This is a genomic window from Pseudomonas sp. V88_4 (assembly GCF_029967985.1).
GTDB lineage: Bacteria > Pseudomonadota > Gammaproteobacteria > Pseudomonadales > Pseudomonadaceae > Aquipseudomonas > Aquipseudomonas glycinae.
Window position 1 is genome coordinate 82,590 of the sequence record NZ_JASCAF010000042.1, and the last position, 22,238, is coordinate 104,827.

Sequence of the window (22,238 nt, forward strand, 5' to 3'; positions counted from 1 at the left end):
TCGGGGTTTGGTGGGGGTGGAAAAATACAGGGATGGGCATTTGATATTTGATCTGGGCGCAAAGATCAAAGAGCGGCTCTCAAGGCGTTCTTGAACTTTGCCAAGCCAAAACCAATCAGTTCCTTACAGGTTCAACCAAGGGAGCTCTGCGTTTTGACCAGGTTCAGGATCGCGATTCTATTGGGGGCATTGCTGTTGTTCGGCGGCAATGCAGTGCAAGCCGCCAGCCTGCCGGGTGTTCCGGCAGTCAGTGAAGAGCCGGCCAAACCGGAACCGATCGTGCAGGGCGGGCTGCTCGGCGCCATCAGTTCCGGCATCGACGACGTGCAGGACAAACTCGATCTCAACGAGCACCTGGTCGACGCCTGGCGCCTGCGCGCCGACCGGGCGGCGGATGAAGTCGACAGGCTGGTCAACCAACCCTCGAACCGCTCGGGCTGGAGCGTGGCGGGGGATTTCCTGATGCTGTCCGGCGTGTGGCTGGGCACGTTTGCCGTGTTGACGGTACTCGGCAGCGTACTGGGCAAGCGACTGCGCGAAGGTCGCTGGTTGCGCACCCGCCAGCGCAGCCAGGATTTGCTCGGTTACCTGTTGCCCTACACGCTGCCCGCGTTGATCTGCCTGCCGCTAACCCTGTACGTCAGCCATTTTCTGTCGGCCTCGGTGGGTCGGGCGCTGGCGCTGTGTTTTGCCTACGCCACCAGCAGCGGGATATTTTCCACGTCGATGCTGTTGTGTGTGGTGGTGATGTTCAACGTCGGCCACAAGCGCCGCGCCGTGCAGATCATCCGCGACTACTGCCCGAAACCGCTGTTCCTGATCGGCTTTCTCGCCGCGTTGAGTGACGCCCTGACCAGCCCGCAGATCGCCCGGCAACTGGGCGGCAACATCACCAGCAGCATCGCGGTGTTCACCGGTCTGCTGGCCTCGATCATCTTCGGTCTGCTGGTGATTCGCCTGCGTCGGCCGGTGGCGCACCTGATCCGTAATCGCCCGCTGGCCCAGCGCTTGAAACAACCGTCGCTGCAAGAGTCGCTGCGGATTTTTTCCGGGCTCTGGTATTGGCCGATCGTGCTGATGGTGCTGGTCTCGGCGGTCAATCTGATCGGCATCGGCGAGGACAACCAGAAAGCCTTGCGCTGCGCGTTGCTCACCACGGTGCTGCTGATCGGCGCGGTGTTTCTCAGCACCGTGCTGCAACACCTGTTCAAGTCACGCAGGGCCGAGGCGATCCAGCGCACCAGTGCCTACAAGGAACGCTTTCTTAGCCTGTTGCACGCGTTGTTGCGGATCGTCATCGCGGTCGCGTTCATCGATATCCTCGGGCGGATCTGGGGCGTGTCGCTGCTCGACTTTGCCCAGAGCAGCACGGTCGGTCGGGCGATCAGCAATGCGCTGAGTAGCATCGGCCTGATCCTTCTCGTGACGTGGCTGCTGTGGGTGGTGCTCGACACGGCGATTCAGGAGGCGCTGAAACCGCCAGTCAGCAAACGCTCGGCGCGCCAGCCCAGCACCCGGGTGAAAACCATCCTGCCGCTGCTGCGCAACGCGATCAAAATCATCCTGGTGGTGATCTGTGCAATCACCACCATGGCCAATCTCGGGATCAACGTCGCGCCGCTGCTGGCCGGTGCCGGGGTGGTCGGCCTGGCCATCGGTTTCGGCTCGCAGCAACTGGTGCAGGACGTGATCACCGGGCTGTTCATCATCATCGAAGACACCCTGTCGATCGGTGATTGGGTGGTGCTCGATTCCGGGCACGCCGGCACGGTCGAAGGCCTGACCATTCGCACCCTGCGCCTGCGTGACGGCAAGGGCTTCGTGCACTCGGTGCCGTTCGGCCAGATCAAGGCCGTGACCAATCAATCGCGACAGTTTGCGTTCGCGTTTTTCTCGGTGCAGTTCACCTACGACACCGATGTCGACAAGGCCATCGAGCTGATCCGCGAGGCCGGGGATTCGATTCGCGAAGACCCGTTCCTCAAGTACAACCTGCAAGGGCCGCTGGATGTGTTCGGCGTGGACAGGATGGACCTGAACGGCGTGGTGCTGACCGCGCAATTCCGCACGGTTTCCGGTGGGCAATATGCGGTGAGCCGCGCGTTCAACCAGCGTCTGAAAAAGCTTGTGGATAACAGCCCGTGGGTGCATTTCGCGCAGACTTATCCACAGCAGGTTTTGTTGCCCAAGCGCCAGGAAGAAGAGGTGGCGCCGGTGCATTCGTCGGTGGTGTTGTCGGAGCAGGCGCGCACTCAGTGACGGGTCAGCCTGTTGCGGATTTCGCTCATGGCGGCGGAGTCCAGTTCCACCCAGAATTGCGCCTTGCCCGCGACCTCGGCAGCCACCGGCAAGCCGTCGCGATACACCAGCCGATTGCTCGCCAGCGCCGGCACTTTCGCCCCCGGCAACAAGGTGCCGGCGAGGTTCAGCGGATCGACGCCGCACACCGCGATCAGGCTGCCGTCGTGAGGGCGCCGGCGCACTTCGCGCAGCAGCGGAATTGCCTCGGGCAGGGCGAATTGCTCGCCGGCCAGACCGCTGACAAAGCGCCCGCCGCGAATCTCACCCCGAGCTTCCAGTCGATGGAACGTGCGCAACAACTCGCGCCAGCTCGGCAGCCAGTCAGCTTCGCGTTCCAACAGGCGCCAGAACACCACGCCATAGCGGCGCAACAAGGTCATGGCGACGTGTTCGAGGGTTTCGGGCGAAGCCGTTTGACGGTTTTCCACCACCGGCCCGCGACGCAAAAGCGCCCAGCGCCCGGCGTCGTCCATCCCACCGACAAACGCCCCGCGACCGCGTCGACTGCTGCGCTGCTGGCGCTTGCTCGCCGGGGTGATCAGCGCGCGCAATCCGGCAAAGCTGTCGGCATTCACCAGCCCGGCGCCGACCAGTTCCTGCAAGGCGATTTCCAACTCGGTGCGCAGCAGGTGCGCTTCATGAATCAGTTCATCGAAAAACAACGCACCGTGCTGGCTCAGCGCGTCGAAAACCTTGCGGGTCTTTGGCGACAGTTCGCTGACCGGCGTCTGCTCGGCCAGTGCACTCCACAAGCCGACCTGAGTGCGTGGGAGCAACACGATCGGCGTGCTGCGCAACGCCGTGCCGCTGATGTTTTGCCGGGCGCTGAGGCGCGTCCACACCAGTTTGCCGCTGCGGCACAGATCGTCCAGCCAGCTCGGTGAATAGTCCTTGAGCCGCGCGGGAAGGAGGTCGCTGTCCCAGGCTGAAGCAGCGGCCGGGTAGCCCTCGAACTGAGCGACAATCGCCGGCAATACGGCGTTGCCCTGACCACGGGTGGACGGAGCCACATGCTGCCAGTCGAACAGAAACCGCATGAAATCCTGCAACGCCACCGGCTCGATTTCCCGGCGCAGACGCTTGACCGTGTAGCGGTGAATGCGCGCCAGAAGGTGTCGTTCGCACCACTCTTCAACAGTCGATCCCGGCGTGAACTGGCCGCGCAGTACATAACCTTCGCGCTCGAGATGAGCGAGGGCTTGATGAACAGAGGCCGGCATCAAGGCCAGCGGTTCGGCAATCGCCGCGAGCGGTAGCGGGCCGAATGCGCCGAGCCGAGCGCGGATCACTTCGATCAATGCCTCATCGCCGTTCCATGCTTCGTCGAAACCGGGCAGCGCGGCCAATTCAGAATGCGCCTGTGGATAAAGCGCTTGCAGACAGGTCAGGCGTTCCCGCGCCAGCCACAGTGACTGCTCGGGGTCGATCTGCAATCGGCAGACTCGCCCGGTTTCGGCCAAAGCATGCAACCACTCGCGCCATTGCGGATTGACCTCGACTTCGCGGTCGCTGATGCAAGCCAGGCTCATCAGTGCTTCGTGCATTTCGTCGGCGCTGTTCGGCGTCGGCCAGGCTTCTTCGCGCACGGCGTTGATCGCGTCGGCGTCCAGCGCGCCGAGGTCATCGGTGGATTGCGGATCGCTCCAGCGGCGGTTGAGCACAGCCTGGGTGCGACGCTCTTCCAGCGGCGCGTCGTCGAGAAAGGTGTAGGGCCGGGCGCTGAGGATTTCCGCCGCCAACGGCGAGGGCGCCGGCAGGTCACGGGCGATCAGCCGCACTTCGCCGCGCTCCATGCGCCGCAGCAGTTCGAGCCAGCCTTCACTGTCCATCGCCTCGTGCAGGCAATCGTCGAGGGTCTGCTCCACCAGCGGATGCTGGGGAATTTCCCGTTCACCGGCGAGGTTTTCCAGGCAGGCGATCTGATCGGGAAACACACTGGCGATCAGGTCTTCGCTTTTCATCCGCTGCAATTGCGGCGCGACCTTGCGCCCGCCGGTGTAGCGCGGCAGGGCCAGCGCCACCCCGGCATTCCAGCGCCAGCGCACACCGAACAGCGGCGCATCCAGCACCGCTTGAATCAGGATGTGTTCGGCGCTGTTGCTGTGCAGGTAACGCCAGACTTCATCGAGTTCGAAACTGTGGCTGGTGGACAGCGACAGCACGATCGCGTCTTCGCTGGCGGCGGCCTGCAATTCGAAGTTGAAGGTGCGGCAGAAACGCTTGCGCAGGGCCAGGCCCCAGGCGCGGTTGATGCGGCTGCCGAACGGCGAATGGATGATCAGTTGGGTGCCGCCGGACTCGTCGAAGAAGCGCTCCATCAGCAGCGTGTCCCTCGACGGCAGGGCGCCGAGGGCGAGGCGGGCGCGGGCCAGGTAATCCACCAGTTGTTCGGCGCTGGCCAGGTTCAGGCCGAGGGTGGCGGTCAGCCAGTCGAGGGCCGGTTGCAGGTTGCCGGGGCTGGCGCTGAGCAATTGATCGAGCTGCGCGTGCAGGCGTGCCACGGCCGCCGACAATTCATCGCTGCGTCCCGGCGCCTCGCCGAGCCAGAACGGAATGGTCGGTGGCTGGCCTTGAGCGTCCTCGACCCGCACCTTGCCGGCCTCCACCCGCAGGATCCGATAAGAAGCGTTGCCGAGCTGGAACACATCGCCGGCGATGCTTTCCACGGCGAAGTCTTCGTTGACGCTGCCGATGTTCAGACTCTGGGGTTCGAGCAAGACGCTGTAGTCGGCGTTGTCGGGGATGGTGCCGCCGCTGGTGACAGCCGTCAGCCTTGCACCGCGTCGTCCGCGCAGGGTTCGACTCACGGCGTCGCGGTGCAGATAAGCGCTGCGGATGCCCTGACGGCCGTTGTAGCCCTCGGCGAGCATGCCCAGCAGCGCCTGATAATGTGTTTCGTCGAGGTGGGCGTAGGGCTCGGCCCGGTGGAACAGCGCGAGCAAATCGCCCTCGGCCCACTCCTGGCAACTGACCTCGGCAATGATCTGCTGCGCCAGCACATCCAGCGGCGCTTCGGGGATGTGCAGCGTATCGAGTTCACCCCGGCGCACGCAGTCGAGCAGGGCGGCGCACTCGATCAAATCGTCGCGGGTGGTGGCGAACAGGCGCCCCTTGGGCGTGCCGCCGACCTGGTGCCCGGAGCGGCCTACTCTTTGCAGAAAACCGGCAATCGAGCGCGGCGAAGCGATCTGGCACACGAGGTCGACTTCACCGATATCGATCCCCAGTTCCAGCGACGCGGTGGCGATCAGCACTTGCAGTTCGCCACGCTTGAGCCGCTGCTCGGCGTCGAGGCGAAACTCCTTGGCCAGACTGCCGTGGTGCGCGGCCACGGCGTCTTTTCCGAGGCGTTCGCTGAGGTGTCGACTCAGGCGCTCGGCCAGACGTCGGGTGTTGACGAAAATCAGCGTGGTGCGGTGTTCTCGGGCCAGGGTGGCGAGGCGGTCGTAGACCAGTTCCCAGACGTCATTGGCCATCACCGCCGACAACGGCACCGGCGGCACTTCGATGCCCAGATCCCGTGGGCGCGCGTGGCCGATGTCGATGATTTCGCACGGGCGCTCATGGCCGACCAGAAAACGCGCCACCGCATCGATCGGTTTTTGCGTGGCGGACAGGCCGATGCGGGTCAGTGGTTCGGCGCAAAGCGCCTGCAAGCGTTCGAGGCTCAGGGCCAGGTGACTGCCGCGTTTGCCGGCAGCGATGGCGTGGATCTCGTCGACGATTACTGTGCGGGTGGTGCCGAGCATTTTTCGCCCGGACTCGGAGCCGAGCAGCACGTAGAGCGATTCCGGAGTCGTCACCAGAATGTGTGGCGCGCTCTTGCGCATGGCGGCGCGGTCTTTCTGCGGGGTGTCGCCGGTGCGCACGGCGGTGGTGATTTCCAGCGCCGGCAGGTCCATTTGGCGTAACTGGTCGGTAATCCCGGCCAGCGGATTCTGCAGGTTGATGCGGATGTCGTTGGACAGCGCCTTGAGCGGCGAAACGTAGACCACCAGGGTTTCATCCGGCAGACCGTCCGGGGTTTCCAGGCCACGGTGGACCAGATCGTCGAGCACGGCGAGGAACGCGGTGAGGGTCTTGCCGGAACCGGTGGGCGCGGCGATCAGCGTCGAGCGGCGCTGGCGGATCAATGGCCATGCGCGGGCCTGGGCGGCCGTCACCGTCGGGAAGGTGCTGCTGAACCAGGCGCTGACGGCGGGGTGGAAGCCTGCCAGCGCCGCGTCCGTGGGAAGGGGCAGATTCATGGCTTCAGTTATGCGGGCGGGCGGACGAAGTTGCAAGTACCGCTCGGGATCTACACTTTACGGGTGACGGTTGCGCACTAAACCCGCAAAATGCAACGATTCCGGCAATTATCGACGACGGTGCCACAAGCATCGTCGCCAAAGCCATCGTTCCAATCAGACTGGGCCTGCTGACTCTATGCGAATGCGCCTTATGTTACTGGGCGGCGGAAATGCCCTTGGGCAGGCGCTGATTCGCCTCGGTGCAGAGGAAGACATCGGTTTCCTCGCCCCCCGCCCGCCCGAAGACGGCTGGGATGCCGCGAGCCTGACCCAATTGCTCGACGACACCCGTCCCGATGCATTGATCAACCTTGCCTACTATTTCGACTGGTTCCAGGCCGAGGCCGTCAGCGAAAGCCGTCTGGCCGGACAGGAACGCGCCATCGAACGCCTGGCCGAACTGTGCCAGCACCACAACATCGTGCTGGTGCAGCCATCCAGTTATCGGGTGTTCGACGGTTCCCGCGCCACTGCCTACAGCGAAAAGGACGAACCGGTGCCGCTGGGCCTGCGCGGTCAGGCGCTGTGGCGGATCGAGCAGAGCGTACGTGCCACCTGTCCGCAACATGTGCTGCTGCGTTTCGGCTGGCTGCTCGACGACAGCCCGGAAGGAATACTCGGACGCTTCCTGGCCCGTGCCGAACAACCCGAAGAATTGCTGCTGGCCGATGACCGCCGTGGCAATCCAACCCCGGTCGACGATGCGGCACGGGTGATCATTTCGGTGCTCAAGCAACTCGATTGCGCCGCGCCGTTGTGGGGCACATACCACTACGCTGGCCACGAGGCGACCACGCCGCTGGCGCTGGGCCAGGCGATTCTCTCCGAAGCGCGCAGCCTGCACCCGCTGGCCATCGAAGCCCCGACCGCCCAGGCCCACGCCGCGCGGCCGGATGCCGCCGAAGAACCGCAACACGCGGTGCTCGCCTGCAAGAAAATTCTGCACACCTTCGGGATCAAGCCGCGCGCCTGGCGTGCCGCGCTCCCGGGCTTACTGGATAGGTTTTATCGTCATGGCTGAAGGCCCTGTTCTCATCACCGGCGGCGCCGGTTTCATCGGCTCGCACCTGACTGACGCGCTGCTTGCCAAGGGCCATTCGGTGCGGATTCTCGATGATCTGTCGACCGGCAAGCGCAGCAACCTGCCGCTGGATAATCCCAGGGTCGAACTGATCGTTGGCGATGTGGCCGATGCTGCTCTGGTCGCACAGGCAATGCAGGGTTGCAGCGCGGTCGCCCATCTGGCCGCCGTGGCGTCGGTGCAGGCGTCGGTGGACGATCCGGTGAAAACCCACCAGAGCAATTTCATCGGCACGCTGAACGTCTGCGAAGCCATGCGCGAGGCCGGCGTCAAACGTGTTTTGTACGCCTCCAGCGCAGCCGTCTACGGCAACAATGGTGAAGGCGAATCGATTGACGAAGACACGCCCAAGGCACCGCTGACGCCTTACGCGTCGGACAAACTGGCCGGCGAGCAGTACTTCGATTTCTACCGCCGTCAGCACGGTCTGGAACCGGCTATCTTCCGCTTCTTCAACATCTTCGGCCCGCGTCAGGATCCGTCCTCGCCGTACTCCGGGGTGATCAGCATCTTCAGCGAACGCGCGCAGAAAGGCCTGCCGATCACCGTGTTCGGCGATGGCGAGCAGACTCGCGATTTCATGTACGTCGAAGACCTGGTCGACGTCCTGGTGCAGGCGATCGAAAAGCCGCAAGTGGATGTCGGTGCGGTGAACGTCGGCTGGAATCAGGCGACCAACCTCAAGCAGATGCTGGCCGCGCTCGAAGCGGTGGTCGGCAAGTTGCCGCCCGTCAGCTATGGCCCGGCGCGCTCCGGTGACATCCGTCATTCACGGGCGAACAACCGCCGGTTGCTGGAGCGATTCAAGTGCCCGACGCCAACGCCGATGAACGTCGGCCTGGCTCGTCTGCTCGGCCGCTGAGCTTCCCGCAGACATGAAAAAGGCGCCTTTTGACAGGCGCCTTTTTCACGGCCGGAAATCGGGTTTCAAAAACATTTCCTGTAGCGAGGGAGCTTGCTCCCCGGTCGATTGCGTAACATCGCCGTCAGTTCTGAGCTGCCCGCCACCAAGCCTCATTCACCACCACGTGAACGTTCTTTAGAACTTGTAGCCTAGACCAACCATGTAGATGAAGGGATCAACGTCCACATTCACCCGTGCACGGGTGCCCGGGGCTACGGCGTTGTTCTCGACGGTGGCGCGGGTGTCGATGTCGATGTAGCGCACCTGGGCGTTGAGCATGATGTTGTCGGTCAGCATGTAGTCGGCGCCGACCTGCCAGGCCAGGCCCCAGGAGTTTTTCGCCTTGAAGTTGCTGAAACCGTTGGACTGGGCTTCGCTGCCGACGTGCTCGTCGTAGATCCAGGTGTAGTTGATGCCGCCGCCGATGTACGGCTGGAACGGCGACTTCGCGTCCAGCGGGTAGTAGACGACGCTCAGGGTCGGCGGCAGGTGTTTGAGGGTGCCGAGTTTGCCGTTGGCGGCTGGCAGGGCGGTGCCCTTGATCTTCACGTCATGCTCGAACGGCGAGGCGGCCAACAGCTCGATACCGATGTTGTTGGTCAGCATGTAGGCGAAGTTCAGACCCAGTTGGGTGTCGCTGCTCATGGTCGCCTTGCCGCCCAGGTTGGTGCCGCTCAGCGGACCCTGATCGACCTTGACGCTGGAGCTGTCGGCCTTCGGGTTGACGGTGATCGCACCGGCACGAACGATGATGTCGCCGGCTTCGTGGGCGTGGGCGAGCGGGGCTGCGAGCGCGAGGGCAAACAGCGAGGCGCTGAGCAAGGACTTGTTCATGGAAGCTCCCAAAGGACGTTAAAAATGTTTGATGTCCTATGGTACGAATCCGTCTGATACGGTCTTTTGACTCAGCTCAATGAAACAGTGATGCCCCGGTTCTTTGTGGAACTTTCATGGCCTCATCGCTGGCAAGCCAGCTCCCACAGTGATTGGGTCGTTAACAAATTTTGTGATCGCCAACAAAACCTGTGGGAGCTGGCTTGCCAGCGATGGGGCCCTTACAAGCAGCTTGGAACCCCGCAGATTTACTCCGGCAGCTCGTACACATAAATCTTGTCCGCTTCCATCTGATACCCGGCATCGGCCAGTTCGCTGGTAGACGGCTTGACCTGCAACGGCCCCTCGACCCAGTACGGCTGATACAGCTCGTCGAGCTTCACGCCGAGTTCGCTTTTCACGTGCACGATCTGGTTCGAGGGTGGTGGCGGCACGTGGATGCAGGCGCCGAAATACGGCACCAGCAGGAAGTCAGTGGTGCGACCTTCTTCGCTGACTTCCAGCGGTACGATGTAGCCCGGCAGGCGGATGTTCTGGCCGTCGAGGCTTTGCACTACCGGGGCGTTGGGCATGTCCTGCCTGGCTGCCGGCGCGGACTCGGCGGACAGCGCATCGCTCATCTTCGACAGGTCATGCAGCGGCGTCATGTTCGGCACTTCCGGCGCCGCGTCCGGCGGGATCATCTCCGACCAAGTCAGGTCTTTCGGCGCCGCCCACACGGGCAGGGCGACCAGCAACAGCAGCGCAAGGGCAGCGCGGGGCATGGTGAACATCCTCATAAACGGATCGACAGGCCATCGGCCAGGGATTGGCGATACGCGCGCCAGGCCGGCACGCTGCCCATCAGCAGCGCGGCAGCCAGAATGCCACCGAGCAGCGTCCATTCATACTCGCTTGGCCAGGCCAGCGGCAGATACAGCCCGTAATTGGCCTGCACATAACCCTGAGCAGCGGCAATGCCGAGATACAGCAACGCCAGCCCGGCGATCACCCCGGTCAATGCCAGCGCAAAGGCTTCCAGCACCAGCAGGCTCGCGATATGCCACGGCCGCGCGCCCACCGAACGCAGGATCGCCATTTCGCGGCGGCGTTCGTTGAGGCTGGTGAGAATCGCCGTGAGCATGCCGATCAGCCCGGTCAGCACCACGAACAGCGAGACCACGAACAGTGCTTTTTCGGCAGTGCTCATCAGGCTCCACAACTCCTGCAAGGCCACGCCCGGCAGGATCGCCAGCATCGGCTCGCCACGGAACTCGTTGATCTCCCGTTGCAGGGCGAAGGTCGAGATCTTGCTGTTGAGGCCGAGCATGAACGCGGTGATCGCTTGCGGCGTCAGGTCCATGTTGCGTGCCTGATCGGCGCTGATCCGCCCGTTGCCACGGGCCGGTACGCCGTTGTGCCAGTCGATGTGGATCGCCTCCATGCCGCCGAGGCTGATGTGCAGCGTGCGGTCCACCGGGGTGCCGGTGCGCTTGAGAATCCCGACCACGGTGAATGGCTTGTCATCGTGCTTGACCAGACTGATCGCCGCCACGCCGTGGGCGAGCACCAGTTTGTCGCCGAGCTTGTAATGCAACGCCTCGGCCACTTCGGCACCGAGCACCACTTCGAACGGATCGGTGGCGAAGGCGCGACCGTGGGCCAGTTGCAGATGCTGCTGGCGACCGTATTGGTAATGCTCGAAATACGCTTCGGTGGTACCCATCACCCGGTAACCGCGATGGGAATCGCCGAGGGACATCGGGATCGCCCACTTCACTTTCGGGTTGCTGGCGAAGTGTTCGAAGCTGTCCCAGCGGATGTTGTTGGTGGCGTTGCCGATGCGAAATACCGAGTACAGCAACAGGTTCACCGAACCGGAACGGGCGCCGACGATCAGGTCGGTGCCGCTGATGGTGCTGGCGAAACTGGCCTTGGCTTCGGTGCGCACCCGCTCCACCGCCAGCAGCAGGCAGACGGAAAGCGCGATGGCGAAAGCGGTGAGCAGGGCGGTGAAACGCCGGTTGGCGAGGCTGGCCATGGCCAGACGGAACAGATACATCTCAGACCTCGGCAGACGTGGCGGCGCGATTGAGTTCGGCCAGGGACAGGTGACGGTCGAACAGCGGCGCCAGGCTCTGGTCGTGGCTGACGAACAACAGGCTCGAGCCGGCCTCACGGCACTCGGCGAACAGCAGACGAATGAAGTTTTCCCGGGCGTCGTAATCCAGCGCCGAGGTCGGTTCGTCGGCGATCACCAGTTCTGGCTGACCGATCAACGCACGGGCAGCGGCGACCCGCTGTTGCTGACCGATCGACAGCGAATCGGCGCGGCGACTCAGGATGCTTTCGTCCTTCAACCCCAGGTGCGCAAGCAGGGTGGCGGCGGCCTGATCGACACTGCCGTGGCGTTGTTTTGCGCGCTCGGCACGCAGCTTCGAAAAGTGGCACGGCAGCTCGACGTTCTCGCGCACCGAGAGAAACGGCAGCAGGTTGAACTGCTGGAAAATGTAGCCGGTGTGATCGACCCGAAAGCGATCACGGGCGCCGGCACCCAGGTCGGTCAGTTCCTGGCCGAGCAGGCGAATGCTGCCGCGACCGGGTTTCTGCACCCCGCCCAGCAGGCCGAGCAGGGTGGTCTTGCCGCTGCCGCTGGGGCCCTTGAGGAACAGGGTTTCGCCGGCTTCCAGACGAAACGCCGGGATGTCCAGCAGCGGCGGGTGACCGGGCCAGTTGAAGCCCAGGTCGGACAGTTCGATGAGTGCTTGGGTCATGGCGCCGTTCCGTGTCAGAACTTCAGGGCGGCGGCCTTGGCCGTCACTTCCGTGCCTTGCTGGCCGCTCGGGCCGATCAGTTGTACCTGAATTTTCTGGGTGGCCGGGAAGGTAGTGAACAGGTTCGCCAGATCCAGGGTTTTCAACGCACCCGGCGCCGCGCAGCTGAACTGGTAGTGGGCGTGGATTTCGCTATGGTCGTGATGATGCTCATGACCATCCTTGCCGGCTTCCTCTTCGTCGTGGTCGTCGGCCTCCGGCTTGTCGCCGAACAGCGGGCTTTCCAGCTCCTGGCTGGTGACTTTGCAACCGGCGGCGGCCGGCAGACTGAACAACGCCTGCGGTTTTTCCAGTTGCGCGCGGGCGGCTGCAACCTTGGCCTTGTCGGCATCACTGGTGGCGACGTGTTCGAAACCCACGAGGTTCATCGCCGGGCTTTCCAGTTCCAGCTCCAGGGTCTGGCCGTCGAGCGCGGCGTTCAGGCGACCGACGCCATGTTCGTGGGCACCGAGGCTGCCGTGCTCATGGTCGTGATCATGCTCATCGGCGGCATGGGCGATGGCCAGCGGCAACAGGGCAAACGGCAAAGCGAGGAGCAGACGACGCATGGCGGTCTCCGGGAAGTAAAGTGAAGAGTTTGTTATGTAATCTTATAACGAAAGTGCGCAGAGTTTGCCCGCCCGCTTGGCGTTACACAAGTCCCATGGGAGCATGCAGGTCAGAAAAGTGCGGGAGCAAAGTTATGTTGCGGATACGCGGAACCGTCGGCGAGTTGCCGGTGGATTTGACCCTGGAACTGGATGAAAGCGACTGGGCGCGGCTCGGTTCGCAGTTTGGCGTGCAGGTGCAAGCCGCCCAGCCGCAGACTGCAGCAACGGCGCCTGTGGCGAAACCGGTGAATCAGGATGACGCGTTGTGGCAGGTCGCCAGGGATTTACTGCGCAAGGCCGGGCAACTCAGCGGGCCGGAGTTGCTGGATCAGCTCGAAGGGCTGACCGGCAGCGCGGTAGCGGGCAAGCGCTTGCTGGTGCGCCTGCGTCATTCATCCGATGTGAAAGTGCTGAGCGGCGGGGATACGCCGCTCTACAGCTGGATCGAGTAAGCGCTTAGTACAGCGCGGCAAACACCTTGCGCCGGTAAGCGGTCACCAGCGGGTGATCGTTGCCCAGCAGTTCGAACACTTGCAGCAAGGTCTTGTGCGGCAGACCTTCGCCGTAGCTGCGGTTGCGGATGAACAGCTTGAGCAGGGCGTCCAGCGCCGCTTCGTATTGTTGACGGGCCAGTTGCTGGATCGCCAGTTGATACACCGCTTCATCGTCCTGCGGATTTTGCGCCAGACGGCTTTTCAGGTCCGCGGCATCCGGCAGGTCTCGGGCCAGGCCGAGGAACTTGATCTGCGCCTTGGCACCAGCCAGCGCGGCTTTGTGCTCGTCGCTCTTGACCGCGTCGAGCACTGTTTGCGCTTCGCCCAGCTCACCGCGTTCGGTCAGGCAGCGAGCGTAGAGAATCAACGCCTTGGCGTTGGTATTGTCTTCACCCAGCAGCGTGACCAATGTCGCTTCCGCGTCGGCGTAGCGACCCTCGTCAAACAGTGCCTGAGCCTGTTCGAACGGATCGGCAGCCGACGGCGCCGGCATCTGCACATGCGGTTCGAGCAGGGCGCGCACGGCCGATTCCGGTTGTGCACCGGCAAAGCCGTCCACCGGTTGACCGTCCTTGAACAGCACCACGGTCGGCAGGCTACGGATGCCGAAGCGGGCAACGATGTCCTGCTCGATATCGCAATTGACCTTGGCCAGCAGCAACTCGCCCTGATAGCTCTCGGCGATGCCTTGCAGCATCGGCATCAGCGCCTTGCACGGCGCACACCATTCGGCCCAGAAATCCACCAGCACCGGTTTTTGAAAGGAAGCCTCGATCACCGACTGGTCGAAGTCGGCCGTCGTGGCGTCGAAAATGTACGGCGTTTGCTGACTCATGGGGGATCTCGTAAAAGCGTGAATGGGGCAACTATACGGTCAGGCGCGGGCCGCATGGTAGAGGCTGACATGGCGAAACTCTTCGGGCTCGGCCAGATCCGGCAGGGTCATGGCTTCGAGCATTTCGATGCGCCGGTACAGTGGGTGACGGAAATCCCTGACCCGTGAATCCGCCACCAGCGCCTCGCGGCCACGGCTCAGGAAGGCGTCGAGCAGCGGCAGGTTTTCCCGGTCGTAGAGAACGTCGGCCACCAGGATCAGATCGAAGCGATCGGCCTCGGCGAAGAAGTCCGTGGAATAGCTCATCTGCACATCATTGAGTTCGGCATTCGCCCGACAGGCGGCAATCGCCAGCGGGTCAAGGTCGCAGGCCACGACCTCCAGCGCTCCGGCCTTCACCGCCGCGATGCCGGCGATCCCGGAACCGGCGCCGAAATCCAGCACCCGTTTGCCCCGGACCCACTCGGGGAATTGCGCGAGATAGCGCGCCACCGCCAGACCGCTGGCCCAGCAGAAACTCCAGTACGGCGGTTCATGGAGGATGCGTTGGGTTTCTTCCTGGCTGAATTCGCGGGCCATGTTGTCGCCATCGATCAGCCACAGCTGCAAATCGGTGTCCGGCAATGTGCAGGCTTTCAGTCGCGCGTCGCCGAGCAACTCGCCCAGCGACTGTTGCAGGTCTGACGGTGCATTCATGGGGCTTTGACAAATTGCAGCTGGCCCAGCGCCTGGGTGGTCGGCTCAGTGATGGTCTGCGACGGCAGGTGCAGGATCAACTGGCCGGACTGGCTGGCGCGACCGCGCAATTCAACGCGCGCGCCCACCGGAAAGGCTTCGGGGTTGAAACGCAGGTGAAACGGCAGAATCTGGTTGTTGCCGATCAGGCTGGAACTGGCGAGCAATTGTTGCGGGCGATCCTTTTCGTCGATCACCAGCAGCGCCAGTTCGACTTCGGCGCCGGCCGGCACGCCTTGCAGGGTGCCGCTCAGTTCGCGCTGATACGCCGGCAGCGGGCCGAGGTCGGCGGCTTCCCGGGCTTTTTTCTGCGCCTGTTGCGGCGCCGGGCCCGGCGTGGGCGGCTGAGGCTTGGGCGCATCGCTGCCACAGGCCACCAGCAGGCTGAAAACACTGAGCAAAACGAGCGGTCGTAGGGACATTGGCGGCTCCAGCAAAATGAAATCCATGGATCAAACGATCATGGCAGTCTGTATACCGCAAAGCCTATGGCTTGTCTTGCCACCGGGATGCGCTACCATGGCCCTCCCTTTTTTTGTTGCCAGCCACCATGCACTGTCCCTTCTGCGGTGCCAACGACACCAAGGTCATCGACTCGCGTCTGGTCGCCGAGGGCGAACAGGTGCGCCGCCGGCGTGAATGCCTGGCCTGCGGCGAACGTTTCACGACGTTCGAGACGGCCGAACTGGTGTTGCCGCGCCTGATCAAAACCGACGGCAGCCGCCAACCGTTCGACGAAGAAAAACTCCGCGCCGGCATGCAACGCGCCCTGGAGAAACGTCCGGTGAGCGTCGAGCGCCTCGAATCCTCGCTGGTCCATATCAAGCACAAGCTGCGCGCCACCGGCGAGCGTGAGGTCAAGTCCCTCGTGGTCGGCGAACTGGTGATGGCCGAGTTGCAAAAGCTCGATGAAGTCGCCTACATCCGTTTCGCTTCCGTGTACCGGCGCTTTCAGGACCTCAACGAGTTCCGCGAAGAGATCGACCGCCTCGCCCGTGAACCGGTGAAAGAATGACCGCCGCCGCCGAGCAGGCCATTCTCGACGCCCACTTCATGGCCCGGGCCCTGGAGCTGGCGCGCAAGGGGCACTACACGACTCATCCCAATCCGCGGGTCGGCTGCGTGATCGTTCGTGACGGGCAGATTGTCGGCGAAGGCTGGCACGAACGCGCCGGCGAACCCCATGCCGAAGTCCACGCCCTGCGCGCCGCCGGTGAGCTGGCCCGGGGCGCAACGGCTTACGTGACCCTCGAACCTTGCAGCCATCACGGCCGTACGCCGCCGTGCGCCGATGCGCTGGTGAATGCCGGTGTCGGCCGGGTGGTCGCGGCGATGCGTGATCCCAATCCTCAAGTCGCCGGACGCGGTCTGCAGCGCCTGGCCGATGCCGGCATCGCCAGCGAAAGCGGCGTGCTGGAAACTGAGGCGCGCAAGCTCAATCAAGGTTTTCTGAAGCGCATGGAACACGGCTTGCCGTTCGTGCGGGTGAAGTTGGCCATGAGCCTCGACGGCCGCACGGCGATGGAAAGCGGCGAGAGCCAATGGATCACCGGCCCTGCCGCGCGTTCGGCGGTGCAGCGTCTGCGCGCTCAGGCCAGCGTGGTGCTGACCGGCGCCGACACGGTGCTGGCCGATGGCGCACGCCTGACCGTTCGCGCCGAAGAGCTGGGGCTGGATGCCGAACAGACCGCACTGGCCCTGAGCCGTCCGCCGCTGCGGGTGTTGATCGACGGACGTCTGCGAGTGCCGCTGGATGCGCCGTTCTTCAAGGCCGGCCCGGCGCTGGTCGCCACTTGCGTGGCCATCGAAGAACAGTACGCCCACGGCCCGGAATGCCTGATCGTGCCGGGCGACGACGGACAGGTCGATCTGCACCGGTTGCTGATCGAACTGGCCAACCGTGGCGTCAACGAAGTGCTGGTCGAGGCTGGCCCGCGACTGGCCGGCGCATTTGCCCAACTCGGTCTGGTCGACGAGTTCGTGATCTTCATTGCCGGCAAGTTCCTCGGCTCCACGGCGCGTCCGCTTCTGGACTGGCCGCTGGCCTATATGAAGGATGCGCCCGAGCTGAAAATCACTGAAATTCGTGCGGTTGGCGATGACTGGCGAGTCACTGCCATCCCTGTCCCATCGGCGAGCGTATAATTCACGGCCATCGCGTTAGCGCTGGCTTCGTTCTCAAGGAGAACCCCATGTTTACCGGCATCATCGAATCCATCGGCAGTATCCGCGCACTGACCCCAAAGGGCGGTGATGTGCGGGTGCATGTCGAAACCGGCAAGCTCGACCTGAGCGACGTCAAGCTCGGCGACAGCATCGCGGTCAACGGCGTGTGCCTGACCGCCGTGGAACTGCCGGGCAACGGCTTCGCCGCCGACGTCAGTCGCGAAACCCTCGACTGCACCGCCATGAATGACCTGAAAAGCGGCAGCCCGGTCAACCTGGAAAAAGCCCTGACCCCGACTACCCGTCTCGGCGGGCATCTGGTCAGCGGTCACGTCGACGGTGTCGGCGAAGTGGTTTCGCGCAGCGACAATGCCCGCGCCGTGGAATTTCGCATCCGCGCACCGAAAGAGCTGGCCAAGTACATCGCCCATAAAGGCTCGATCACCGTCGACGGCACCAGCCTGACCGTGAACGCGGTCGATGGCGCCGAATTCCTGCTGACAATCATTCCGCACACCCTGAGCGAAACCATCATGGCGTCCTACAAGCCAGGTCGCCGGGTGAATCTGGAGGTCGACTTGCTGGCGCGTTATCTGGAGCGTCTGCTTCTGGGTGACAGGGCCGCTGAGCCTGACTCTTCACAAAAGCCTGGCGGTGGCATCACTGAAAGCTTTCTGGCCGCCAACGGCTACCTCAAATCCTGACTGAAGGGGGTGCCTTGTGGCGCTCAATAGCATCGAAGAACTGGTTGAAGACATCCGCCAAGGCAAGATGGTCATCCTCATGGATGACGAAGACCGCGAGAACGAAGGCGACCTGATCATGGCCGCCGAATGCTGCAAGGCCGAGCACATCAACTTCATGGCCAAGTACGCCCGTGGCCTGATCTGCATGCCGATGAGCCGCGAGCGTTGCGAAACCCTGAAGCTGCCGCTGATGGCCCCACGCAACGGTTCCGGTTTCGGCACCAAGTTCACCGTCTCGATCGAAGCCGCCGAAGGTGTGACCACCGGCATCTCCGCCGCTGACCGCGCACGTACCGTGCAAGCGGCTGCTGCAAAAGACGCGAAAGCCGAAGACATCGTCAGCCCGGGCCACATTTTCCCGCTGATGGCCCAGGCTGGTGGCACCCTGGCTCGCGCCGGTCACACCGAAGCCGCCTGCGACCTGGCGCGCATGGCCGGTTTCGAGCCAAGCGGCGTGATCTGCGAAGTGATGAACGACGACGGCACCATGTCCCGTCGCGCCGAACTGGAAGCGTTCGCCGCCGAACACAACATCAAGATCGGCACCATCGCCGACCTGATTCACTACCGGATGATCCACGAACGTACCGTTCAGCGGATTGCCGAGCAGCCGCTGGACAGCGAACTGGGCCAATTCAACCTGGTGACCTATCGTGATTCCGTGGAAGGCGACGTGCACATGGCACTGACCCTGGGCACCGTTTGCGCCGAAGAGCCGACCCTGGTTCGCGTGCACAACATGGACCCGCTGCGCGATCTGCTGATGGTCAAGCAACCGGGCCGCTGGAGCCTGCGCGCCGCCATGGCTGCGGTTGCCGAGGCCGGCAGCGGTGTGGTGCTGTTGCTCGGTCACCCGCTCGATGGCGACGTGTTGCTGGCGCACATCCGCGAAACCGGCGATCAGGCCGCACCGAAAAAGCCGACCACCTACAGCATTGTCGGTGCCGGCTCGCAGATCCTGCGTGACCTCGGCGTGCGCAAAATGCGTTTGATGAGCGCGCCGATGAAGTTCAATGCGATATCCGGTTTCGATCTGGAAGTTGTAGAATACGTGCCCTCCGAATAATGACCGGTTGTTTCCGGCCCTGTATTCGCGGCAAATAAATCACTGAGGGACGCGAAACAGACGCGTCCCGGCTCTTTAAGAGATCTGACGAATGACCCTGAAGACCATCGAAGGTACCTTCATCGCCCCTAAAGGCCGCTACGCTTTGGTAGTGGGCCGCTTCAACAGCTTCGTGGTTGAAAGCCTGGTCAGCGGTGCAGTTGATGCCCTGGTTCGCCACGGCGTGAGCGAAAGCGACATCACCATCATCCGCGCACCTGGCGCCTTCGAAATCCCGCTGGTTGCGCAAAAAGTCGCCCAGAAAGGCGAGTTCGCAGCAATCATCGCCCTGGGCGCGGTCATTCGTGGCGGCACTCCGCACTTCGAATACGTGGCTGGCGAGTGCACCAAGGGCCTGGCCCAGGTGTCCATGGAGTTCGGCGTACCGGTCGCTTTCGGCGTCCTGACCGTTGATTCCATCGAGCAAGCCATCGAACGTTCCGGCACCAAGGCCGGCAACAAAGGTGCTGAAGCTGCCCTGTCCGCTCTGGAAATGGTCAGCCTGCTGGCGCAGTTGGAGGCCAAGTGATTAGCGACGAAAGCGATCGTTTCAACCCGCGCGATCCGAAACCCGCGGATGCCGGCAAGCCATCTAAAAGCGCCAAGCGCCGCGAAGCCCGTCAGCTCGCGACTCAGGCCCTGTATCAATGGCACATGGCCAAGGCTTCGCTGAACGAGATCGAAGCGCAGTTCCGGGTCGATAACGATTTCACCGATGTCGATGGCGCGTACTTCCGCGAAATCCTCCACGGGGTTCCGGCCAATCGCACCGAAATCGACAACGCGCTCACGCCTTGCCTGGACTTGTCGATCGAAGAACTGGACCCGGTTGAACTGGCAGTTCTGCGCCTGTCCACCTGGGAGTTGCTCAAGCGCGTCGACGTCCCGTACCGCGTTGTGATCAACGAGGGTATCGAACTGGCCAAGGTGTTCGGTTCGACCGACGGCCACAAGTTCGTCAACGGCGTGCTCGACAAGCTGGCTCCGCGCCTGCGTGAAGCTGAAGTGAAGGCGTTCAAGCGCTGATCCGCGCTTGAATACTTTTTCTCGGCCATGGGCGAGTTTGAGCTGATCCGCAATTTCTTCGCCGCCGCGCCTTGTGCGCAGGGCGGCGAAGGCGTTGCACTGGGCATCGGCGATGACTGCGCCTTGCTGGCGGTTCCTTCCGGGGAACAGCTGGCGGTTTCCACCGATACGCTGGTGGCCGGCGTGCATTTCGCCGATCCCTGCGATCCGTTTCTGCTCGGTCAGCGCTCGCTGGCCGTGGCGGTCAGCGACCTCGCTGCCATGGGCGCCACACCCGTCGCCTTTACCCTTGCCCTGACTCTGCCGACGGTGACTGCCGATTGGCTGCAAGCCTATGCCCGCGGTTTGAACCGCATGGCGCAGGGCTGCGGCGTGGCACTGGTTGGCGGCGACACGACCCGCGGGCCGTTGAGCCTGACCGTCACCGTGTTCGGCCGTGTCCCTGCCGGCAAAGCGTTGACCCGCAGCGGCGCACAGCCGGGCGATCTGCTGTGTGTCGGCGGCGAACTGGGCAATGCCGCCGGGGCCTTGCCGCTGGTGCTGGGTCAGCGTGACGCCGAGCCGCACATCGCCCAGCCGCTGCTTGATCATTACTGGTCGCCGCAACCGCAACTCGCTCTCGGCCAGGCCCTGCGTGGCAAGGCCACTTCGGCGCTGGACATCTCCGATGGCCTGCTCGCCGACTGTGGCCACATCGCCCTGGCGTCGAAGGTTCGCCTTGAAATCGAGCGTGAGCGTGTCCCACTGTCGGATGCGCTGGTGGCGTTTCTCGGCCAGCGCGGCGCCGAGCGTGCGGCGTTGAGCGGCGGCGATGATTACGTGCTGGCCTTCACCTTGCCGTCCGTCGAGTTGCCGGCGTTGCTCGCCGATGGCTGGCCGATCCATGTGATCGGCCGCGTGACGCAGGACCAGGGCGTGGTGCTGCTGGATCGCGATGGACACGACATCACCCCGCAAATCCGGGGTTATCAACATTTTCAGGAGTCACCGTGACAGATCACCCGAAACAGGTTCCGGCCGAATTCGTTCCGCCGTCGGTCTGGCGCAACCCCTGGCATTTCCTGGCGTTCGGCTTCGGTTCGGGCACCTTGCCCAAGGCGCCGGGCACTTGGGGCTCGTTAGTTGCACTACCCTTTATTCCGTTGTGGCAGATGCTGCCGGACTGGGGGTACTGGCTGATGCTCGGGATCACCATGCTGTTCGGCTTCTGGCTGTGCGGCAAAGTGGCCGACGATCTGCGGGTGCACGACCACGAAGGCATCGTCTGGGACGAAATGGTCGGGATGTGGATCACCCTGTGGCTGGTGCCGGAAGGCTGGTACTGGTTGCTGGCCGGGTTCCTTGTGTTCCGCTTCTTCGACATTCTCAAGCCGTGGCCGATCCGCTGGATCGACCGGCATGTTCACGGCGGCGTCGGCATCATGCTCGACGACGTGCTGGCCGGCGTGTTCGCGTGGCTGGCGATGCAGGGCCTGGTGTGGGTTTTCGCCTGATTTCCAGGCGTGGATGAGGGGCACAGGGATGACTCGACGCTGGTTGGCGATAGTGGTTTTGACCTTGCTTGGCGCCGTGGCCCAGGCACAGGACGCACCGCCGTCGGTCATTCACCTGGCCAGTGAAGATTGGCAAGACTACACCGCCGCCGATGGTCATGGCCTGGGCTGGGACGTCTTGCGCAAAGTCTTCGAACCGGCCGGCGTGACCCTGGACATCCGCACCGTGCCCTACACTCGCTCGGTGGGTCTGGTGCAACTGAAGGAAGCTGACGCACTGGTCGGCTCCTATCGCGGTGAAGCCGAGCAGGTGCTGTATCCGAAATGGAATTTCGATTCCGACCACATCTACGCGCTGGGTCTTGCCAGCAACCCATCGCCGACCCAGGCGACGCTGGGCAAGTATCGATTGGCCTGGGTGCGCGGCTATCGCTACGAAACCTACCTGCCGAACGTCAAACGCTTCAATCAGATCGAGCGCCGCACCGGCATCCTGTCGATGCTCAAGCAGGGGCGGGCGGATTACTACATCGATGCGCTGACGGAAATCGAAGCGGTGGTAAGAAACGCCGCCGATCCGTCGCAGTACCGTTACTCGCATCTGGCGGAACTGCCGCTGTATCTCGGCTTCGCCGATACCCCGCAAGGCCGGGCGCTGATGTCTATCTACGACCAGCGCATGGGGCAACTGGTGAAGAGCGGTGAGTTGAAGCCGATCTTCGAGCGCTGGAAGCAGCCGTATCCGTTCGAGTAGGGGCAACGGGCCTGTCATCAAACTTTTTGATAGTTATCCCCGATAATTCAGCCTAAGCGCCTGCGGGTACCT

General features: G+C 63.3%; 22 protein-coding genes. 13 read left to right on the forward strand and 9 right to left on the reverse strand.

Going from position 1 to position 22,238, the window contains the following annotated elements; translation table 11 throughout:
• Positions 1-153 precede the first annotated feature (153 nt).
• Positions 154-2,259 carry a mechanosensitive ion channel family protein gene (locus tag QLG12_RS18820; protein WP_282475055.1) on the forward strand — a complete coding sequence of 702 codons (2,106 nt, stop codon included), beginning with the start codon at positions 154-156 and terminating at the stop codon, positions 2,257-2,259.
• Here the strand turns inward: QLG12_RS18820 and QLG12_RS18825 are convergent.
• Positions 2,253-6,548 (reverse strand): DEAD/DEAH box helicase, encoded by a 4,296-nt coding sequence (locus QLG12_RS18825; RefSeq protein WP_282475056.1) that lies wholly within the window; start codon positions 6,546-6,548, stop codon positions 2,253-2,255. The genes QLG12_RS18820 and QLG12_RS18825 overlap by 7 nt on opposite strands.
• Positions 6,549-6,726: 178 nt before the next feature.
• On the opposite strand from QLG12_RS18825, the gene QLG12_RS18830 reads away from it, so the two are divergent.
• Positions 6,727-7,611 carry a sugar nucleotide-binding protein gene (locus QLG12_RS18830; RefSeq protein WP_011336149.1) on the forward strand — a complete coding sequence of 295 codons (885 nt, stop codon included), beginning with the start codon at positions 6,727-6,729 and terminating at the stop codon, positions 7,609-7,611.
• On the forward strand, positions 7,604-8,533 hold the full coding sequence (locus QLG12_RS18835) for an NAD-dependent epimerase/dehydratase family protein (RefSeq protein ID WP_236194187.1): 930 nt from the start codon (positions 7,604-7,606) through the stop codon (positions 8,531-8,533). Before QLG12_RS18830 ends, QLG12_RS18835 begins: the two co-directional genes overlap by 8 nt.
• 177 nt (positions 8,534-8,710) lie before the next feature.
• On the opposite strand, the gene QLG12_RS18840 is transcribed toward QLG12_RS18835, so the two are convergent.
• From QLG12_RS18840 to QLG12_RS18860, 5 genes are all read right to left on the reverse strand, one after another.
• Positions 8,711-9,409 carry an OmpW family outer membrane protein gene (locus QLG12_RS18840; protein WP_201819873.1) on the reverse strand — a complete coding sequence of 233 codons (699 nt, stop codon included), beginning with the start codon at positions 9,407-9,409 and terminating at the stop codon, positions 8,711-8,713.
• 248 nt (positions 9,410-9,657) lie between these two features.
• Positions 9,658-10,173 (reverse strand): DUF3299 domain-containing protein, encoded by a 516-nt coding sequence (locus QLG12_RS18845; protein WP_282475057.1) that lies wholly within the window; start codon positions 10,171-10,173, stop codon positions 9,658-9,660.
• Positions 10,174-10,184: 11 nt separating this feature from the next.
• Positions 10,185-11,450, reverse strand: coding sequence for an ABC transporter permease (locus QLG12_RS18850; RefSeq protein ID WP_282475058.1), 1,266 nt, complete (start codon positions 11,448-11,450; stop codon positions 10,185-10,187).
• Position 11,451: 1 nt separating this feature from the next.
• A complete protein-coding gene (locus QLG12_RS18855) occupies positions 11,452-12,162 on the reverse strand; it encodes an ABC transporter ATP-binding protein (protein ID WP_011336144.1) in 711 nt (236 codons plus the stop codon).
• A gap of 14 nt (positions 12,163-12,176) precedes the next feature.
• Positions 12,177-12,770 (reverse strand): DUF2796 domain-containing protein, encoded by a 594-nt coding sequence (locus QLG12_RS18860; protein ID WP_282475059.1) that lies wholly within the window; start codon positions 12,768-12,770, stop codon positions 12,177-12,179.
• Between the two features lie 134 nt (positions 12,771-12,904).
• Between QLG12_RS18860 and QLG12_RS18865 the strand changes: the two genes are divergently transcribed.
• The gene (locus QLG12_RS18865; RefSeq protein ID WP_197870099.1) at positions 12,905-13,264 is read left to right on the forward strand and encodes a hypothetical protein; all 360 of its coding nucleotides are present in this window, start codon (positions 12,905-12,907) and stop codon (positions 13,262-13,264) included.
• A gap of 4 nt (positions 13,265-13,268) precedes the next feature.
• On the opposite strand, the gene trxA is transcribed toward QLG12_RS18865, so the two are convergent.
• From trxA to QLG12_RS18880, 3 genes are read right to left on the reverse strand one after another with little or no spacing between them, the layout of a single operon-like run.
• The gene (gene trxA, locus QLG12_RS18870; protein ID WP_007955581.1) at positions 13,269-14,141 is read right to left on the reverse strand and encodes a thioredoxin; all 873 of its coding nucleotides are present in this window, start codon (positions 14,139-14,141) and stop codon (positions 13,269-13,271) included.
• Between the two features lie 39 nt (positions 14,142-14,180).
• Complete coding sequence (locus tag QLG12_RS18875; protein WP_039771928.1) at positions 14,181-14,837, reverse strand: 50S ribosomal protein L11 methyltransferase; 657 nt, start codon at positions 14,835-14,837, stop codon at positions 14,181-14,183.
• A complete protein-coding gene (locus QLG12_RS18880) occupies positions 14,834-15,298 on the reverse strand; it encodes a YbaY family lipoprotein (RefSeq protein WP_236194182.1) in 465 nt (154 codons plus the stop codon). The genes QLG12_RS18875 and QLG12_RS18880 overlap by 4 nt, the downstream gene beginning before the upstream one ends.
• A 128-nt stretch (positions 15,299-15,426) precedes the next feature.
• On the opposite strand from QLG12_RS18880, the gene nrdR reads away from it, so the two are divergent.
• The 9 genes from nrdR (at position 15,427) to QLG12_RS18925 (ending at position 22,166) form a co-directional block, all read left to right on the forward strand.
• Positions 15,427-15,891: a transcriptional regulator NrdR gene (gene nrdR / locus QLG12_RS18885; protein WP_003228656.1), complete on the forward strand. Its 465-nt coding sequence runs from the start codon at positions 15,427-15,429 to the stop codon at positions 15,889-15,891.
• Positions 15,888-17,021: a bifunctional diaminohydroxyphosphoribosylaminopyrimidine deaminase/5-amino-6-(5-phosphoribosylamino)uracil reductase RibD gene (gene ribD, locus QLG12_RS18890; RefSeq protein WP_236194181.1), complete on the forward strand. Its 1,134-nt coding sequence runs from the start codon at positions 15,888-15,890 to the stop codon at positions 17,019-17,021. The genes nrdR and ribD overlap by 4 nt, the downstream gene beginning before the upstream one ends.
• 47 nt (positions 17,022-17,068) lie before the next feature.
• Positions 17,069-17,746 carry a riboflavin synthase gene (locus QLG12_RS18895; protein ID WP_085609113.1) on the forward strand — a complete coding sequence of 226 codons (678 nt, stop codon included), beginning with the start codon at positions 17,069-17,071 and terminating at the stop codon, positions 17,744-17,746.
• Positions 17,747-17,762: 16 nt separating this feature from the next.
• Entirely contained in the window at positions 17,763-18,854 is a 1,092-nt protein-coding gene (gene ribBA / locus QLG12_RS18900; RefSeq protein WP_039771922.1) for a bifunctional 3,4-dihydroxy-2-butanone-4-phosphate synthase/GTP cyclohydrolase II, read from the forward strand.
• A 91-nt stretch (positions 18,855-18,945) separates the two neighbouring features.
• Complete coding sequence (gene ribE / locus QLG12_RS18905; RefSeq protein WP_003228649.1) at positions 18,946-19,422, forward strand: 6,7-dimethyl-8-ribityllumazine synthase; 477 nt, start codon at positions 18,946-18,948, stop codon at positions 19,420-19,422.
• Positions 19,419-19,919, forward strand: coding sequence for a transcription antitermination factor NusB (gene nusB, locus QLG12_RS18910; protein WP_197870095.1), 501 nt, complete (start codon positions 19,419-19,421; stop codon positions 19,917-19,919). Before ribE ends, nusB begins: the two co-directional genes overlap by 4 nt.
• Before the next feature lie 27 nt (positions 19,920-19,946).
• Entirely contained in the window at positions 19,947-20,912 is a 966-nt protein-coding gene (thiL, locus tag QLG12_RS18915) for a thiamine-phosphate kinase (RefSeq protein ID WP_282475060.1), read from the forward strand.
• Entirely contained in the window at positions 20,909-21,412 is a 504-nt protein-coding gene (locus tag QLG12_RS18920) for a phosphatidylglycerophosphatase A (RefSeq protein WP_011336134.1), read from the forward strand. The genes thiL and QLG12_RS18920 overlap by 4 nt, the downstream gene beginning before the upstream one ends.
• 28 nt (positions 21,413-21,440) lie before the next feature.
• A complete protein-coding gene (locus QLG12_RS18925; RefSeq protein WP_197870093.1) occupies positions 21,441-22,166 on the forward strand; it encodes a transporter substrate-binding domain-containing protein in 726 nt (241 codons plus the stop codon).
• Positions 22,167-22,238: the final 72 nt, after the last annotated feature.

What these genes read in the sequence shown, in the direction of transcription:
- QLG12_RS18855 (WP_011336144.1), bottom strand. Translation starts at nt 12,162, where the DNA reads ATGACCCAAGCACTCATCGAACTGTCCGACCTGGGCTTCAACTGGCCC.
- QLG12_RS18925 (WP_197870093.1), top strand. Translation starts at nt 21,441, where the DNA reads ATGACTCGACGCTGGTTGGCGATAGTGGTTTTGACCTTGCTTGGCGCC.
- QLG12_RS18860 (WP_282475059.1), bottom strand. Translation starts at nt 12,770, where the DNA reads ATGCGTCGTCTGCTCCTCGCTTTGCCGTTTGCCCTGTTGCCGCTGGCC.
- QLG12_RS18830 (WP_011336149.1), top strand. Translation starts at nt 6,727, where the DNA reads ATGCGAATGCGCCTTATGTTACTGGGCGGCGGAAATGCCCTTGGGCAG.
- QLG12_RS18895 (WP_085609113.1), top strand. Translation starts at nt 17,069, where the DNA reads ATGTTTACCGGCATCATCGAATCCATCGGCAGTATCCGCGCACTGACC.
- ribD (WP_236194181.1), top strand. Translation starts at nt 15,888, where the DNA reads ATGACCGCCGCCGCCGAGCAGGCCATTCTCGACGCCCACTTCATGGCC.
- nrdR (WP_003228656.1), top strand. Translation starts at nt 15,427, where the DNA reads ATGCACTGTCCCTTCTGCGGTGCCAACGACACCAAGGTCATCGACTCG.
- QLG12_RS18845 (WP_282475057.1), bottom strand. Translation starts at nt 10,173, where the DNA reads ATGCCCCGCGCTGCCCTTGCGCTGCTGTTGCTGGTCGCCCTGCCCGTG.
- QLG12_RS18880 (WP_236194182.1), bottom strand. Translation starts at nt 15,298, where the DNA reads ATGTCCCTACGACCGCTCGTTTTGCTCAGTGTTTTCAGCCTGCTGGTG.
- thiL (WP_282475060.1), top strand. Translation starts at nt 19,947, where the DNA reads ATGGGCGAGTTTGAGCTGATCCGCAATTTCTTCGCCGCCGCGCCTTGT.
- trxA (WP_007955581.1), bottom strand. Translation starts at nt 14,141, where the DNA reads ATGAGTCAGCAAACGCCGTACATTTTCGACGCCACGACGGCCGACTTC.
- QLG12_RS18865 (WP_197870099.1), top strand. Translation starts at nt 12,905, where the DNA reads ATGTTGCGGATACGCGGAACCGTCGGCGAGTTGCCGGTGGATTTGACC.
- QLG12_RS18875 (WP_039771928.1), bottom strand. Translation starts at nt 14,837, where the DNA reads ATGAATGCACCGTCAGACCTGCAACAGTCGCTGGGCGAGTTGCTCGGC.
- QLG12_RS18840 (WP_201819873.1), bottom strand. Translation starts at nt 9,409, where the DNA reads ATGAACAAGTCCTTGCTCAGCGCCTCGCTGTTTGCCCTCGCGCTCGCA.
- QLG12_RS18825 (WP_282475056.1), bottom strand. Translation starts at nt 6,548, where the DNA reads ATGAATCTGCCCCTTCCCACGGACGCGGCGCTGGCAGGCTTCCACCCC.
- QLG12_RS18835 (WP_236194187.1), top strand. Translation starts at nt 7,604, where the DNA reads ATGGCTGAAGGCCCTGTTCTCATCACCGGCGGCGCCGGTTTCATCGGC.
- QLG12_RS18850 (WP_282475058.1), bottom strand. Translation starts at nt 11,450, where the DNA reads ATGTATCTGTTCCGTCTGGCCATGGCCAGCCTCGCCAACCGGCGTTTC.
- ribE (WP_003228649.1), top strand. Translation starts at nt 18,946, where the DNA reads ATGACCCTGAAGACCATCGAAGGTACCTTCATCGCCCCTAAAGGCCGC.